This window comes from Streptomyces nanhaiensis (genome assembly GCF_046614825.1).
Classification (GTDB): Bacteria; Actinomycetota; Actinomycetes; order Streptomycetales; family Streptomycetaceae; genus Streptomyces; species Streptomyces radiopugnans.
The window spans coordinates 15,820-31,236 of the sequence record NZ_JBKJFM010000023.1; the positions used below are offsets into that span (position 1 = coordinate 15,820).

Annotated in this window: 14 protein-coding genes; 6 read left to right on the plus strand and 8 right to left on the minus strand. The window is 73.1% G+C overall.

The annotated features are described in order from the left end of the window. The first annotated feature begins 291 nt into the window (after window positions 1-291). From ACLIYP_RS08670 to ACLIYP_RS08680, 3 genes are read left to right on the plus strand one after another with little or no spacing between them, the layout of a single operon-like run. A complete protein-coding gene (locus ACLIYP_RS08670) occupies window positions 292-639 on the plus strand; it encodes a hypothetical protein (RefSeq protein ID WP_412712543.1) in 348 nt (115 codons plus the stop codon). Between the two features lie 2 nt (window positions 640-641). Continuing rightward, the gene (locus ACLIYP_RS08675; RefSeq protein ID WP_412712544.1) at window positions 642-1,961 is read left to right on the plus strand and encodes a hypothetical protein; all 1,320 of its coding nucleotides are present in this window, start codon (window positions 642-644) and stop codon (window positions 1,959-1,961) included. A gap of 40 nt (window positions 1,962-2,001) precedes the next feature. Next, window positions 2,002-2,208: a hypothetical protein gene (locus ACLIYP_RS08680; protein ID WP_412712545.1), complete on the plus strand. Its 207-nt coding sequence runs from the start codon at window positions 2,002-2,004 to the stop codon at window positions 2,206-2,208. A 33-nt stretch (window positions 2,209-2,241) separates the two neighbouring features. Here the strand turns inward: ACLIYP_RS08680 and ACLIYP_RS08685 are convergent, their stop codons facing one another. Together ACLIYP_RS08685 and ACLIYP_RS08690 are read right to left on the minus strand one after the other, a co-directional pair. Beyond that, window positions 2,242-2,892 (minus strand): nucleoside/nucleotide kinase family protein, encoded by a 651-nt coding sequence (locus tag ACLIYP_RS08685; protein WP_412712546.1) that lies wholly within the window; start codon window positions 2,890-2,892, stop codon window positions 2,242-2,244. Beyond that, window positions 2,889-3,575, minus strand: a complete 687-nt coding sequence (locus tag ACLIYP_RS08690; protein WP_412712547.1) for a nitroreductase family protein — start codon at window positions 3,573-3,575, stop codon at window positions 2,889-2,891. Before ACLIYP_RS08690 ends, ACLIYP_RS08685 begins: the two co-directional genes overlap by 4 nt. A gap of 427 nt (window positions 3,576-4,002) precedes the next feature. Here ACLIYP_RS08690 and ACLIYP_RS08695 point away from each other — a divergent pair, with 427 nt between their 5' ends. Then, the gene (locus ACLIYP_RS08695) at window positions 4,003-5,634 is read left to right on the plus strand and encodes an ABC-F family ATP-binding cassette domain-containing protein (protein WP_412712548.1); all 1,632 of its coding nucleotides are present in this window, start codon (window positions 4,003-4,005) and stop codon (window positions 5,632-5,634) included. A 50-nt stretch (window positions 5,635-5,684) separates the two neighbouring features. On the opposite strand, the gene ACLIYP_RS08700 is transcribed toward ACLIYP_RS08695, so the two are convergent. Then, window positions 5,685-6,341, minus strand: coding sequence for a TetR/AcrR family transcriptional regulator (locus tag ACLIYP_RS08700; protein ID WP_412712549.1), 657 nt, complete (start codon window positions 6,339-6,341; stop codon window positions 5,685-5,687). Window positions 6,342-6,431: 90 nt separating this feature from the next. Here ACLIYP_RS08700 and ACLIYP_RS08705 point away from each other — a divergent pair, with 90 nt between their 5' ends. Next, window positions 6,432-7,004: a class I SAM-dependent methyltransferase gene (locus ACLIYP_RS08705; RefSeq protein ID WP_412712550.1), complete on the plus strand. Its 573-nt coding sequence runs from the start codon at window positions 6,432-6,434 to the stop codon at window positions 7,002-7,004. A gap of 50 nt (window positions 7,005-7,054) precedes the next feature. Next, a complete protein-coding gene (locus tag ACLIYP_RS08710) occupies window positions 7,055-7,777 on the plus strand; it encodes a MerR family transcriptional regulator (protein WP_412712551.1) in 723 nt (240 codons plus the stop codon). A gap of 371 nt (window positions 7,778-8,148) precedes the next feature. Here the strand turns inward: ACLIYP_RS08710 and ACLIYP_RS08715 are convergent, their stop codons facing one another. From ACLIYP_RS08715 to ACLIYP_RS08735, 5 genes are all read right to left on the minus strand, one after another. Next, window positions 8,149-10,350 carry a 3-hydroxyacyl-CoA dehydrogenase NAD-binding domain-containing protein gene (locus ACLIYP_RS08715; protein ID WP_412712552.1) on the minus strand — a complete coding sequence of 734 codons (2,202 nt, stop codon included), beginning with the start codon at window positions 10,348-10,350 and terminating at the stop codon, window positions 8,149-8,151. Between the two features lie 86 nt (window positions 10,351-10,436). Further along, the gene (locus ACLIYP_RS08720; RefSeq protein WP_412712553.1) at window positions 10,437-11,663 is read right to left on the minus strand and encodes an acetyl-CoA C-acetyltransferase; all 1,227 of its coding nucleotides are present in this window, start codon (window positions 11,661-11,663) and stop codon (window positions 10,437-10,439) included. A 38-nt stretch (window positions 11,664-11,701) separates the two neighbouring features. Further along, window positions 11,702-12,844 (minus strand): acyl-CoA dehydrogenase family protein, encoded by a 1,143-nt coding sequence (locus ACLIYP_RS08725; protein ID WP_412712554.1) that lies wholly within the window; start codon window positions 12,842-12,844, stop codon window positions 11,702-11,704. Further along, a complete protein-coding gene (locus ACLIYP_RS08730; RefSeq protein WP_412712555.1) occupies window positions 12,841-13,986 on the minus strand; it encodes a CaiB/BaiF CoA transferase family protein in 1,146 nt (381 codons plus the stop codon). Before ACLIYP_RS08730 ends, ACLIYP_RS08725 begins: the two co-directional genes overlap by 4 nt. 475 nt (window positions 13,987-14,461) lie before the next feature. Next, the gene (locus ACLIYP_RS08735) at window positions 14,462-15,220 is read right to left on the minus strand and encodes an endonuclease/exonuclease/phosphatase family protein (protein ID WP_412712556.1); all 759 of its coding nucleotides are present in this window, start codon (window positions 15,218-15,220) and stop codon (window positions 14,462-14,464) included. Window positions 15,221-15,417: the final 197 nt, after the last annotated feature.

Here is a 15,417-nt window from a genome sequence, read left to right on the forward strand (position 1 = left end):
GGTTCGGCCGGGCGCGGCAGGCGGGTCGCCCGAACGGGTGGAGATGAGTACGAGCACTCATGAGGCGGCACCGCGCAGCCGCCATGCCGGCCACCGGAATCAGGTGTGCCCTGCCCCTCAACACCCTTCCGCACTTTCACGCGGCACGGGGGCGGGGCGGCATGACCTCGGTGATCGCATGGGGCGGGGCGCGGAATGGCGGAAGACCGGCAGTCGGATGTCTGGCAGCAGTTACTCGACCTCGCGGAGAGGCCCAGGGGGATGGGCTCCCCTGCCGCCGACAGCCCACGTATGACGCTGGCGTCCACCGACACCCCGGGGTCCGGTCCCGGCGGCACGGGTGGCCTCAAGCAGAGCAACGGCCCGTGGACGTCGGCCGCCGGTGTGGCCGACGATCTCGCAGGCAGCATGCGGACCGCGGAGAACCGGCTCGGGACCTCACACTGTGACGTGGGTGCCGAGGGAGCCGGGCCGGCGAGCATCGCGGCCCTGCACACCGTCCGCCGGTCGTGGGAGCGGCGCCTGGGGGACGCCCGCAAGGAGTGCGAGAGCCTCGGCGGGAAACTGCGGCAGGTGGCCAAGGACCACGACGAGAACGAGACGGCCGCCAAGTCGTCCTTCGAACGGCTCGGGGGGTGACGGTGGCGAGCACACTGACCTGGCGGCAGCTCCGTGATCTGGACGTCGCCGGAATCGAGGAGGCCGCCGACGGCTGGGCCGGGGCGAGCAACCGGTCGGGATCGGCCCGCGACCGGGTCGACAGCGAGATGCTGGCCAAGTTGAAGGGCTCACAGGAGGGAGAGGGCGCACGGGCCGCAGTCCGGAGACTGGGCCGGCTGAGCGAGAACTTCCACTACATCCACGTGGAATGCGGGCTCGCACGCACCGTCCTGGACGGTTTGGCGCACGAGCTCAAGGGCTTCCAGAAGAAGTTGAGGGACGCCCTCGACGACGCCGAGGCCCTGAAGTTCACCGTCCACGCCGACGGTACCGTCAGTTACCCCTCGGCCGGGGAGGGAGTGGACGGTGTCAAACCACCGGGTGGGACCGTCACCGGCTCGCACGACCTGTTGAAGCCCACCACAGATCCGTCCCTGAAACTGCCCGACCGCAACCCGAACCGTGCCAGGGCCCAGGAGATCGCCGACCGGATCGCGCGCGTGATGAGAGACGCACGGACCGCGGACGGCGACTACGCGGAGGCGATCCGGAGGCTGAGGACGAAGCCGGGGATCGAGGTAAGCGACGCGATGTGGGCCGACGCCCACCGCGACTCCGCCATCGCACGCGACGCGGCCTACGACTACCTCGGCAAGGAGATCCCCCGTGACCTGACCCCGGCCCAGCGCAAGGAGTGGTGGGAGGAGCTCGGCAAGGAGGAGCGGGAGCAGTACCTCACCCTCCACCCCCGTGAGATCGGTTCCCTGGACGGCATCCCCGCGGAGGTCCGCGACAGCGCCAACCGGACCTACCTGCCGCTGCTGATGGGCAAACTGGAGGGTGAGGGGACGGAGAGCGCAAAGATCCGGAATCGAACGCCAACATCGGCGCCATCGTCGCCGACCGGCCCGACCTTGTCACCTCCGAGGAGCACCGGTGAGAGCCAGATCGGCAGCGGCAGTACTGATGGTGCTGGCAGTCTCCAGCTGCGGGATCGCAAGGGAAACGGGGAAGAGCGTGGAAGAATCGGCCATGAGCATGCAGGAAGCGGCCGAGGAAGCCGACAAGATCGTCAGCAGCACCATGCGGGCCGTCAAGCCGCCCGTCGCATGGGCCCACAGCGTCTCGTCCGAAAGCTCTTGCGGCACCTCCGGCGAGGGCACCAGGACAGGGTCGGTCACCCGGCGTGCAGCCGTCCTGACCGTCATCTCCGACGAGCGGAGAGGGAACTTCCTCGGTGTCCTGGAACGCCACTGGAAGAACCGCGGATACGAGATCACCAGCGTACGGAACCACCCTGACAACCCGGCTGTATTCGCGGCGACTCCGGACGATTTCCGCATGTCCCTGGAAGTCGGTTACAAGGGACAGGTCTTCCTCGATGTCACGACTCCCTGCATGGCGGAATCCGAGGTGACGCCGCCCAGGCCGGAGCCCGGCGGACCGGAGTACACGGGAAGGAAACCGCCACTCCCCGACAGGCACTCCGACTTCTGGTCCGCGCGGACCCCCGTGCCGTCCGGCGGGCCGGAGGCGGACGAGGGCTGAGCGGGCGCCCCGCCCGTCCGGCCCGGTGCCGGGTCAGCCGGTCCAGGCCGGACGGCGCGGATCGTCGGCGCGGACGACCACGTCGGCGGCCTCCCCCGGCCGCACCTCCTCCTCGTAGCGGGCGAAGGCCGGCAGCTTCCAGTGGTCCTCGGCCGGGGTGCGGCGGGCCAGGGCGGCGGGGGTGAGCAGCAGGTGGACCGCCAGGTCGAGCGGGAAGCCGCGGCCGAGCAGCAGCGGGCCGTCCATCACCAGCACGCCGCCGGGCGGCAGTTCGGTGTACGGGCTGCGGGTCGCGCGGTCGGCGGCCGGGTCCCACAGGTCGGGCAGCACCCGGCCGGTGCCGCCGGGGCCCAGCGGGCCGAACACCTCGCGCCACAGGGCGCCGTCGTCCAGCCACAGGTCGTAGTACGCGTCCGGGTCCCGGTGGCCGTACTCCAGACGCAGGGAGGCGGGCCGCAGGAAGCCGGCCGCGCTCACCCGGTGCACCGGGCGGCCGCGCAGCCGCAGCGCCCCGGCCAGGTCGTCCGCCCACTCACCCGGCCGGGCGGCCGGGGCGCCGTCCACGGCGGCCCGCAGCCAGGGCGAGCCGTCGGCGGCCTCGGCGCCCGCGAGGCGGTCGGCGAGCGAGGCGGTCGCCCGCTCCCGGGTGACGGGCGTGAACGCGCCGCGGGCCGGAGGTGTCACAGCCGCACCATGACCTGCTCCAGGTCCTTGCGGCGGATGTCGGGGACCTGCGCGCCGTCGGCCGGGTAGCCGACCGGGATGACGTAGGCGGCGCGCTCCTCGGGCGGGCGGTCGCAGACCTCGTTGAGGAAGCGCATCGGGCTGGGGGTGTGGGTCAGCGTGGCCAGGCCCGCCTGGTGGAGGCAGGCCAGCAGCAGGCCGACGGCGATGCCGACCGACTCCTTGGCGTAGTACGGGCGCGGGGAGCCGGGCCCCTTGTGGACCTCGAAGACCACGATCACCGCGGGCGCGGTCTCCAGGAACGGCTTGCGCCAGTCGGTGCCCAGCGGTGCCAGGGCGTCAAGCCACTCGTCGGACGCGCGGCGGCCGTAGAACTCGCGCTCCTCCGCCTCGGCCGCCGCGCGCAGCCGCGCCTTGCGCTCGGGGTCGGTGAGGACGACGAAGCGCCACGGCTGGACGTTCGCCCCGCTGGGCGCGGTGGCGGCGGTGCGGACCGCCCACTCCAGGACGCCCTCGGGCAGGGGGCGGTCGGAGAAGTCGCGCACGGTACGGCGGCGGGCCATCACGTCGTGGAAGGCGCGAGCACGGCTCTCGGCCTCCTCGGCGGGGACGCGCAGCGGCCGGTGCGGGACGGTGGGGCAGGCGGCGGGCGGCTCGTCGGCGAGCCCAGCGGTACGGTCCATGTGCCGCAGCACAGCACACCCTCGGGCGGCGGTAAACACCGCGGTGCGTCCGTCCGCGTGCCCGTCCGCGCCGCCGTTCGCGCGTCCGGCGGTACGTCGGCGGAAAACCGTTTGCGGCACCGGACCGCCCGTCCTAACGTCTTCCCCGGCCCTGTAGTCGTCGATCGGAGAAGGCCGTTGCTCGCCTGAGGTCCTGAGGCACCGGACCGCGGGACGCCTGTGCGTCCGCGCGGCACCCGCCTGTGCGACGACCTCGGGCTTCGAGCCGCCCTCCGGACCGACCGGGCCGTACCGGCCGACCGGACCGTCCCCGTCCAGGGGTTCCGGCTCCGCGCCTTCCACGCGCTCCCCCACCGTCGTACGGGTCCCTTCCCGGTGCCTCCCGCATGTCGCTCCCCTTCCACGCCGAGAGCAGCAGGAGGCCCCCATGGCGCTTTCCCCTTCCCACCCACCCGCACCGTCCGCTCCGTCCGTCGTCTGCACCGGGGTGCACTTCGCCTGGCCGGACGGCACCCCCGTGCTGGAGGACTTCCAGTTCTCCGCGGGCCCCGGCCGCACCGGGCTGGTCGGCCTCAACGGCGCCGGCAAGTCCACGCTTCTGAAGCTGATCGCGGGCGAGCTGGCCCCGGCCAGGGGCTCGGTGCGCACCACGGGCGAGGTGGGCCACCTCCCCCAGACCGTCCACCTGGACACCGCGATGCGCGTGGACCGGGCCCTGGGCATCGCCGGGACCCGCGCCGCGCTGCACGCCATCGAGGCCGGGGAGGCGAGCGAGGAGAACTTCGCGGCCGTCGGCGACGACTGGGACGTGGAGGAGCGCGCCCGCGCGGTCCTCGACCAGCTCGGCCTGGGGCACATCGGCCTGGACCGCACCATCGGCGAGGTCTCGGGCGGCGAGGCGGTCCTGCTGCGGCTGGCCGCGCTGCTGCTGGCCCGGCCGGAGATCCTGCTGCTGGACGAGCCGACGAACAACCTCGACATCACCGCGCGCGGGCGGCTGTACGAGGCCGTCCGCTCCTGGAACGGGGTGCTGCTGGTGGTCAGCCACGACCGCGAACTGCTGCGGCACATGGACCGGATCGCCGATCTGCGCGACGGCGGGGTCCAGTGGTACGGCGGGAACGTCGACGCCTACGAGGAGGCCCTGGCCACCGAGCAGGAGGCGGCCGAGCGGGCGGTCCGCGCGGCGAGGGCGGACGTCAGGCGGCAGAAGCGCGATCTGGTCGACGCGCACGACAAGCTCGCCGGGCGGATGCGCCAGGGCCGCAAGGCCGCCGCCACCGCGGGCCTGCCGAAGATCGTGGCGGGGGCGCGCAAGCGCGCGGCCCAGGTCTCGGCGGGCAAGCACCGCATCCTGCACGAGGAGCGGCTGGAGGAGGCGCGGGGGCGGCTGGACGAGGCGGCCGAGGCGCTGCGGGACGACGACGAGATCCGCGTCGACCTGCCGTACACCGCGGTGCCGCGCGGCCGTACCGTCCTGACCCTGCGCGGTCTGGAGCTGCGCTGCGGGGCCCGTGCGGAGCTGGAGTTGCGCGGGCCGGAGCGCGTGGCGCTGGTCGGGCGCAACGGCGCGGGCAAGACCACCCTGCTGCGCACGATCGCCGGGGAGCTGGAGCCGGCGGCGGGCGAGGCGGTGGCGCACGTTCCGGTGCGGTATCTGCCGCAGCGTCTGGACGTGCTGGACGACGAGCTGTCGGTCGCGGCGAACGTGGCGCGCTTCGCGCCGGGGGCGACCGACAACCGGGTCCGGGCGCGGCTGGCCCGCTTCCTGTTCCGGGGCGCGCGGGCGGACCGCCCGGCCGGGACGCTGTCGGGCGGCGAGCGCTTCCGGGCGGCGCTGGCGGCGCTGATGCTGGCCGAGCCCGCACCGCAGCTGCTGCTGCTGGACGAGCCGACGAACAACCTCGACATGGCGAGCGTGCGGCAGCTCACCGGCGCCCTGGCGGGCTACGAGGGCGCGCTGGTCGTGGCGAGCCACGATGTGGCGTTCCTGCGGGAGATCGGGATCACCCGGTGGCTGCTGCTGGACGGGCGGCTGTCCGAGACCGATCCCCTGTAGCCGCCGAGGGGGCCGGGCGGCCGGGGGCGGGGCGGGGGCGCGCCTCCGGTTCAGCTCCCGGCCGTTCCCGGGCGCGCGCCGCCGGTGAGCATGCGGCGGGTCAGCTCCGCGAGCCCGTCCTCCAGTTCCGTCCGGGACGCTCCGGGCAGGGCGGTGCCGCGGAAGCGGTGCGAGGCGACGAACGACAGCAGCCACCACGCGCCGGCGGCCGGGTCGAGGTCCGCCGTGATCTCGCCCGCCCGCTGTCCCCGGGCCAGCAGCGCGGTCAGCTCGTCGGCGAGGCGGCGGGTGCAGCGGCCGTACGCCTCGGCGATCGGGGGCTCCTCGGTGAGGGCGGCGGCGTCGGCCAGCAGGGCGCCCAGGCTGCCGCGCGCGTGCATCCGGTCGATGTGGCCGGGGGCGAGGACGTGGTCGAGCAGGGTGGCCACCGAGCCTCCGCAGCAGGTCTCCAGTTCCTCGCGCAGTTCCGCGCCGACCCGGTCGGCCACCCGGTCGAGCACGGCGGCGTACAGCGCGGCCTTGGAGCCGAAGTTCTGGAAGACCACCGGTTCGCTGACGCCGACGCGGGCGGCGATCTCGGCCGTACGGCCGCGCCGGTAGCCGGCTTCGGCGAAGACGGCGGTGGCGGCCTCCAGGATCGACGCCCTGCGGTCGGCCGCGCTCAGCCGGGTGCGGCGGGGGGCGGTGGTCGGTTCCTGCTGGGACACCGCCCCATCGTATCCGTCCGCTTGCCCGGCTGCTTAGTGGCGACTAAGGTGAGGTTTGTTAGTCGCCACTAAGTAGTTGGGGGAACCGCCATGCCCAAAACCACGGCCGACAGCCCCGGCCTCCTCATCAACCACCCCCGGCGCTACGAGCTGTTCAGCTCGCTCGCGCTGCCCCTGGTGCGCCGCCGGCTGTTCGAGCGGCTCGCCGAGCGCTCCGGGGTCCGCCCCGGCGACCGGGTGCTCGACGTCGGCTGCGGCACCGGGGCACTGACCCTCGCGGTCGCCGCGGCCGTCTCGCCGGACGGCTCCGTACTGGGCGTCGACCCGTCGGAGCCGATGGTGGAGCACGCGCGCCGCCTGGCCGCCCGCCGCGGTGCGAACGCCTCGTTCACCCTGGGCACGGCCCAGGAACTCGACGCCGCGGACGGCTCGTTCGACGCCGTCGTCACCAGCTTCGCCGTCCACCACGTCCGCGCCGACCGGCGCGAGCACGCCTTCGCCGAGATGTTCCGCGTGCTGCGGCCGGGGGGCCGCCTGCTGGTGGCGGACTTCCGCGGGCCCTCCGGGCGGCACCGGGAGATGATCGCCGCGGCCGGCTTCACCGGCCTGACCCGGGGCCGGGAACTCCCCTTCGCCCACTGGATCACGGCCACCCGCCCCTGAGGCGCGGGGAGAGGTTTCACAACCACGGTGAGACAGCAATACTGTCCGACATGGATCCGGCTGCCTCACTGACCGTCGACGAGCTGGCCGCGCGCGCCGGCGTCACCGTCCGCACGATCCGCTTCTACTCCACCCGGGGGCTGCTGCCGCCGCCGGAGATCGGGCCGCGGCGGGTGGGGCGGTACGGGCCCGGCCACCTGTCGCGGCTCGCGCTGATCGAGGAGCTGCAGCACCAGGGGATGACGCTGGCGGCCATCGAGCGCTACCTGCGGCAGCTGCCCCCCGACCTCAGCCCCGAGGACCTCGCCCTGCACCGGGCCCTGGTGGCCTCCTGGGCTCCGGACGCCGAGGCGGAGGCCACCAGGGAGAAGCTGGAGCGGCGGGCCGGGCGGCCTCTGACCGAGGAGGACCTCGACCGGCTCGCGGCGATGAACGTCCTGGCCCGGACCGACGACCCGGACGTCTTCCGCATAGACCCGGTGATCCTGCACCTGGGGGTGCGGCTGCTGGAGGTGCCGGTCTCGCTGAAGACGCTGCTGGCGGCGCGCGAGGTCGTCCTGGAGCACAGCCGCGAGGCGGCCCGCGAGCTGAGCAGGATGTTCAAGGAGGAGGTCTGGGATCCCTACCGGCGGCGGGAGTCCGATCCCGAGCAGGTGGAGACGATGCGGACGCTGTCGGCCCATATGCAGCCCATGATCGTGCAGGCACTGGTGACCGCCTTCCAGCGCTCCATGCGCGAGGAGCTGAAGGCGTCCTTCCCCGACGAGGGCTGACCCGCGCGGCGCGGGACGTGCACTCCGGCGGTCCGGAGGGCTTCCCCGCGCGCAGGGAAGGGAACGCCGGCCGTCGCGGGGATCGCCGCCCCCGCCGCACGGCGCGGCCGGCAGGACGCAGCGGCCGGGGCGGCCTCCCCGGCCCCGGCCCCGTCCGCGGCGGTATTCACGGCCCCGGCCACCGGGGCCGTGACGTACAGGCGGCCCGGCCCGCCCCGTGGAAACGGATCCGGCGCTGGGATGGCCCCGCTTCCGGAGGCGTCCCAGCGCGATCCCGGCCCTGCCGGGGGTGCGGGGCACGCGGAGGCGGACGCCCCTCGCGCACCGGGCGCGGGGCGGGGGCCGCGGAGGCGTCCCCCGCCCGGCAGGGCCTACGCGGCGGGCTCGGCGGGCGTGTCGGTGAAGGTCTCGCCCTTCTCCGCCTTCTCCACCAGCAGCGCGGGCGGCGCGAACCGGTCGCCGTACAGCGCCTGGAGCTCGCGGGCGCGCGCCGTGAAGCCGGGCAGGCCGCCCTCGTAGCCGTTGATGTACTGGAGCACACCGCCGGTCCAGCCGGGGAAGCCGATGCCCAGGATGGAGCCGATGTTGGCGTCCGCGACCGAGGTCAGCACGCCCTCTTCCAGGCAGCGCACGCTGTCGAGCGCCTCGGAGAAGAGCATCCGCTCCTTCATGTCCTCGAAGGGCACGGCCGCGTCGGAGCGGGTGAAGTGCTCGCGCAGCCCCGGCCACAGGCCCGCGCGCCGGCCGTCCGCGTCGTACTCGTAGAAGCCGGCGCCGCCGCTGCGGCCGGTGCGGCCGAACTCGTCGACCATCCGGTCGATGACCGCGTCGGCCGGGTGCGGCTCCCAGGTGCCGCCCGCGGCCTCCACCGCGCGCCGCGCCTCGTTCCGGATCTTCCGCGGCAGGGTCAGGGTCAGCTCGTCCATCAGGGAGAGCACCTTGGCGGGGTAGCCGGCCTGGGCGGCGGCCTGCTCCACGGAGGCCGGGTCCACGCCCTCGGCGACCAGCGCCACGCCCTCGTTGATGAACCGGCCGATCACGCGCGAGGTGAAGAAGCCGCGCGAGTCGCCCACCACGATCGGGGTCTTGTTGATCTGGCGCACCAGGTCGAAGGCGCGGGCGGTGGCCTCGTCGCCGGTGCGCCCGCCGCGGATGATCTCCACCAGCGGCATCTTGTCGACGGGCGAGAAGAAGTGCAGTCCGATGAAGTCCTGCTGCCGCTCCACGCCCTCGGCCAGCGAGGTGATCGGGATGGTGGAGGTGTTGGAGCACAGCAGCGCGTCGGGGGCGACGACGTCCTGGATCTCGGCGAACACCTTGTGCTTGAGGGCGGTGTCCTCGAAGACGGCCTCGATCACCGCGTCGCACCCGGCGAGGTCGGCGGCCTCGGAGGTGGGGGTGATGCGGGCCAGCAGCGCCTCGCGCTTCCCGGGGGTGGTGCGGCCCCTGGCCAGCGCCTTGTCCAGCAGTCCGGCGGAGTACGCCTTGCCCTTCTCGGCGGCCTCGGCGCTCACGTCCTTGAGGACGACCTCGATCCCGGCCTTCGCGCAGGCGTAGGCGATGCCCGCGCCCATCATCCCGGCGCCGAGCACGGCCACCTTGCGCACCTTGCGGGGCTCGACGCCCCGGGGGCGGCTGCGGCCGGAGTTGACGGCCTGGAGGTCGAAGAAGAACGCCTGGATCATGTTCTTGGCGGTCTGCCCGGTCGCCAGCTCGGTGAAGTAGCGCGACTCGATCGCCTGGGCGGTCTCGAAGTCGACCTGGGCGCCCTCGACGGCCGCGGCCAGGATGTTGCGCTGGGCCGGGTAGGGGGCGCCGCCGAGCTGCTTGGCGAGGTTGGCGGGGAAGGCCGGGAGGTTGGCGGCGAACTTCGGGTTGGCGGGGGTGCCGCCGGGGATCCTGTACCCCTTGACGTCCCAGGGCTGGACGGATGAGGGGTTGTCGTCGATGAACGCCCGCGCCCGCGCGAGCATCTCCTCGGGGGTGTCGGCGACCTCGTGGACCAGGCCCTTGTCCTTGGCCTGGCGCGGGCGGTACTGCCTGCCCTGGAGCAGTACGTTCAGCAGGGCGTCGGTGATGCCCAGCAGCCGCACGGTGCGCACCACTCCCCCGCCGCCGGGCAGCAGGCCGAGTGTGGCCTCGGGCAGGCCGATCCTCGAGCCCGGGGCGTCGAGCGCGACGCGGTGGTGGCAGGCCAGCGCGATCTCCAGGCCGCCGCCGAGGGCCGCGCCGTTGATGGCGGCGACGACGGGCACGCCGAGGGTCTCGACGCGGCGCAGGTTCCGCTTCATGGCCATGCCGCGCTCGTAGAGCTCGCCTGCCTGCTCGGGCCGTACCGCCAGCAGGTCGTTGAGGTCGCCGCCGGCGAAGAAGGTCTTCTTGGCGGAGGTGACGATGACGCCGCGGACGCTCTCGCGCTCGGCCTCCAGGCGGTCGGCGACGGCCGCGAGCGAGGCGGCGAACGCGGCGTTCATGGTGTTGGCGGACTGGGCGGGGTCGTCCAGGGTGAGGGTGACGACACCGGTGTCGTCCTGCTCCCAGCGGATGGTGGAGGGGGTTGCGGGGGCTGCCATGGTGGGTTTCGGTCTCCGTTGAGGTCTGGCTGCGCCGGAAGGTTCCAGGCGGGCGGGGCCGGGGGCGCGGTGGGGGTCGGTGGGGGTCAGAGCCGCTCGACGACGGTGGCGATGCCCATGCCGCCGCCGACGCAGAGGGTGGCCAGGCCGTAGCGCAGATCGCGGCGCTCCAGCTCGTCCACGAGGGTGCCCAGGATCATCGCGCCGGTGGCGCCCAGCGGGTGGCCCATGGCGATGGCGCCGCCGTTGACGTTGACCTTCTCCATGGGCAGGCCCATGTCGCGCACGAAGCGCAGGACGACGGCGGCGAACGCCTCGTTGATCTCCACCAGGTCCAGGTCGTCGACGGTCAGCCCCGCCTTGGCCAGTGCCTTGCGGGAGGCCGGGGCCGGGCCGGTGAGCATGATCGTCGGCTCGGAGCCGGAGACGGCGGCCGAGACGATCCGGGCGCGGGGGGTGAGGCCGTAACGCTCGCCGACCTCGCGGCTGCCGATGGCCACCAGCGCGGAGCCGTCCACGATGCCGGAGGAGTTGCCCGCGTGGTGGACGTGGTCGATCCGCTCCACCCAGTGGTACTTCTGCAGCGCCACCGCGTCGAAGCCGCCCGCCTCGCCGATGGTGGCGAAGGACGGCTTGAGGGAGGCGAGGGAGTCGGCCGTGGTGCCCGGGCGCATGTGCTCGTCGCGGTCGAGGACGACCAGGCCGTTGCGGTCGGTGACGGGGACGACCGAGCGGTCGAAGCGGCCCTCCTTCCAGGCGGTGGCCGCGCGCTCCTGCGACATCGCGGCGTACTCGTCCACGTCGCGGCGGGAGAAGCCCTCGATGGTGGCGATGAGGTCGGCGCCGATGCCCTGCGGGACGAAGGCGGTGGAGAAGCTGGTCATCGGGTCCATGGCCCAGGCGCCGCCGTCGGAGCCCATCGGCACCCGCGACATCGACTCCACGCCGCCGGCCAGGACCAGGTCCTCCCAGCCGGAGCGGACCTTGGCGGCGGCCAGGTTGACGGCCTCCAGACCCGAGGCGCAGAAGCGGTTCTCCTGGACGCCGGCGACGGTGTCGGGCAGCCCGGCGGCGATGGCGGCGGTGCGGGCGATGTCGGCGCCCTGGTCGCCCAGGGGGGTGACGACGCCGAGCACGATGTCGTCGATGGCGGCCGGGTCCAGGCCGGGGAAGCGGCGGCGCAGCTCGTGGATCAGGCCGACGACCAGGTCGATCGGCTTGGTGCCGTGGAGGGCGCCGCCGGCCTTGCCGCGCCCGCGCGGGGTGCGGATGGCGTCGTAGATGTACGCGTCGTTGCTCGCGTGGGTCGTCACGGTCGAAGATGCCTTCCGGAAAGGGGTGGGTCAGGAGATCAGGAGAGCAGGGAACGGCCGATGATCTCCTTCATGATCTCGGTCGTGCCGCCGTAGATGGTCTGGATGCGCCCGTCGGTGAACGCCCTGGCGACGGGGTACTCGCTCATGTAGCCGTAGCCGCCGTGGAGCTGGAGGCAGCGGTCGGCGGTGCGTTTTTGCAGTTCGGTCGCCCACCACTTGGCCATCGAGGCGTGGACGGCGTCCAGCCCGCCGCTGACGTGGTCCTCGATGCAGCGGTCGACGAAGGCGCGGGTGACGGCGCACTCGGTGGCCATCTCCGCCACTTCGAAGCGTACGTGCTGGAGCCGGGCGAGCGGCCGGCCGAACGCCTCGCGCCCCATGACGTACTCGCGCGTGATCTCCAGCAGGTGCTCGGCGCCGGCGATGCCGGCCACCGCGATGGCCAGCCGCTCCTGGGCGAGCTGCGTCATCAGGTGGACGAACGCGCCGTTGAGCTCGCCCAGCAGGTTCTCCTTGGGCACGCGCACGTCGTGGAAGAACAGTTCGGCGGTGTCCTGGGACTTCTGGCCGATCTTGTCGAGGTTGCGGCCGCGTTCGAAGCCTGGCATGCCGCGCTCGACGACCAGCAGGCTCAGCCCCTTGGCGCCGCCCTCGGGGGTCGTCCTGGCGACGACGATCACCAGATCGGCCAGGATGCCGTTGGAGATGAAGGTCTTGGAGCCGTTGAGCAGCCAGTGGTCGCCGCGGTCCTCGGCCGATGTGCGGATGCCCTGGAGGTCGGAGCCGGCGCCGGGCTCGGTCATGGCGATGGCGGTGATCGTCTCGCCGGAGCAGAAGCCGGGCAGCCAGCGCTTCTTCTGCTCCTCGGTGGCCAGGGAGGTCAGATACGGGCCGATGACGTCGTTGTGCAGGCCGATCGCCAGGCCGGGCGTGCCCGCCCTGGTGAACTCCTCGGCCAGCACGGCGCCGTAGCGGAAGTCGTCCTGCCCGCCACCGCCGTACTCCTCGGGGACGGCCACCCCCAGCAGGCCCTGGCGTCCGGCGGCGCGCCACACCTCGCGGTCGACGGCGCCCTCGCTCTCCCAGCGCTCGTAGTGCGGCAGCACCTCCCGCTCCAGGAAGGCCCGGACCGTCCGCCGGAAGGCCTCGTGGTCCTCGGTGAAGATCTTCCGCTTCATCGTGAGCCCTCCTCGGGCATGGGGACGGGCAGGTCCCAGTCGCGGGCCACCTCGGCGGCGTCCGCGCCGGGTGTGGCGGGCGGGCGGCGCAGCGCGCCGGGAGTGGCGGAGAAGCGGGGGGCGGGGGCCGGCTGGACGGCTCCCGCGTACTCGGTGTAGGTGCCACGGGCGGCCAGGTGGGGGTGGGCGGGGGCCTCGCGCAGGGAGAGCACGGGGGCCACGCAGGCGTCGGTGCCCTCGAAGACCTCCGTCCACCGCGCCCGGGTGCGGGTGCGGAAGCGGGCGGCGACGGCCTCGCGCAGCCCGTCCCAGCGGGCGGGGTCGTCGCGGTGGGCGGCCGTCTCCGGATCCAGGCCGAGCAGGCGTGCGAACTCGTCGTAGAACGGCCGCTCCAGCGCGCCGACCGCCATCCAGCCGCCGTCGGCGGTCTCGTAGAAGCCGTAGAAGGGGCAGCCGCCGTCCAGCAGGTTGGCGCCCCGGCGGTCCTGCCAGGCCCCGGCGGCCAGCATGCCGTGGATCATCGCCGTGAGGTGGCTGGTGCCGTCCACGATGGCGGCGTCCACGACCTGGCCACCGCCGCCCTCGGTACGGGCGTGGTGGAGGGCCGCGAGGACGCCGACGACGAGGTAGAGGGAGCCGCCGGCGTAGTCGCCCAGCAGGTTGGCGGGGATCGCGGGCGGACCGCCGGCCGGGCCGATCATGCCCAGCGCGCCGGTGACGGCTGTGTAGCCGATGTCGTGTCCGGCGCTGGCGGCCAGGGGGCCGTCCTGGCCCCAGCCGGTCATCCGCCCGTAGACCAGTCTCGGGTTGCGGGCCAGGCACGGCCCGGGGCCGACGCCCAGGCGCTCGGCGACCCCGGGGCGCCAGCCCTCGATCAGGACGTCGGCGCGTTCGGCGAGGTCGAGTACGGCTGCGGGGCCGCCGTCGGCCTTGAGGTCGACCACCACCGAGCGCTTGTTGCGGCCGGTGACGTCGAGGGCGGGGTCGATGCCCAGCGTCTGCCCGCCGGGCCGGTCGACGCGGACGACGTCGGCGCCGAGGTCGGCCAGGAGCATCCCGGCGAACGGGCCGGGGCCGATGCCCGCCAGCTCCACCACCCGCACTCCGGCCAGCGGGCCGGGGCCCGTGCCTGCCGCTGCCATCCGGTCTCCAACCGTCCGGGCCGCCGCGCCGCGACCGTATGACACCAATGATGTAACACCGGCGATGCTAAGAACACGTTCCACTTTCCACAACCCCTCGCGGGACATGGTGTGCCGCCCCGACGGCCGGGCCGCCGGGGCCGCGGAGAACGCGCACCCGTGCGGGGAACCGGTGCGCTGCCCGTGCGCGAGCGGTGCCCGGATCTCGCGGGCCTGACTCCGCGGCCGGTGGCCACGGACGGGGCGACCGGATGCGGCGCCCGGACGGGAAGCCGACCGCAAGCCCGCCGCGCGTCTCGCGCCTCCCGTGCTGTGGGCGCCGCCGGCCCACCGCCCCGGCACGCGGTCAACCGGGGGCCGCCCGGACTCGGGCACCCGTCGAACGCGGAGCGGCGCGGCCGAGGCACCGACGGGTCTCTCGCAGGGGTCCCAGAGGCAGCACCGGAAAGCTCGGCGGATCCACTCCGCCGCCAGGTCAACAGAATTCGAAGAGCACCGGCAGGTGGTCGGATCCCCCGACCAGGGGGATGACGTGCGCCCGCTGCTTCGTCACGTTCCTGGCCACCGCGTAGTCAAGTTCAGCCGAAGAGGAGGGGTACGTCACCTCCCCCGAAGCGATCACGGTCCAACCAGGATCCCACCCGACGCGGTCCTCGAGCTGCCGACTCTGGCGATTCCTGCGGTTCACGTTGTAATCACCCAGCGCGATCCACGGATAGTTCCTCAGCGGCGCGCTGGCCGAGATGTTGGAGAGCAGTGGAACGGCATCTCCTCCCCCCTTGGGGAAGGCATGGAGACTCCAGATCAGCATATTGCCGTAGCGGATACCGATCGCCGGCCTGGAACTTTGCCTCGGCAGGCCGGGGCCGCATATGAGGACATCTTTCAATATGTCCAGCCGCACTGGCGCGACCAGTGCCAGATTAACCCGTCCAGGGGCATCCGGAGTTCCCGACACGTCGGTGATGACGTAGTAAATGTAGTAGCTCACGCCTTGACGATAGATTTTTATGTCCCACTTCACCTCGTAGAACTCCACCCCACCCCAGTGGAAGTGAGCCAAAACGTTCGCCGGCGGGTTCCCGTATCCCTTCGGGGGGTCTCCTGCCTCTTGAAGAGCCAAAACGAGGTCAAATCCCGCTCCACACCTGTTCAGGAGAGTCATCACGTTACTGGCATATTTACTCTCCCCCATCCCACTGGCGCCCTGCATGTTCCAAGTGATTGCCCGCATTGACTTCCCCTGTTGGCCGTGAAACCCGTTTCCCCGGCTCTCCCTCCGAGGCGCGGACCGACTCACGTGGTGACGCGGTGATCCCCGGCCGGATTTCCTCGAACGTAGGACCCGATCAGCGTCCGGTTCCCGTCCGGATACGGGATACGGCCGCGACGCCGTACTCGCCGTTCACGCCGGACCACCGGCGCGGCACA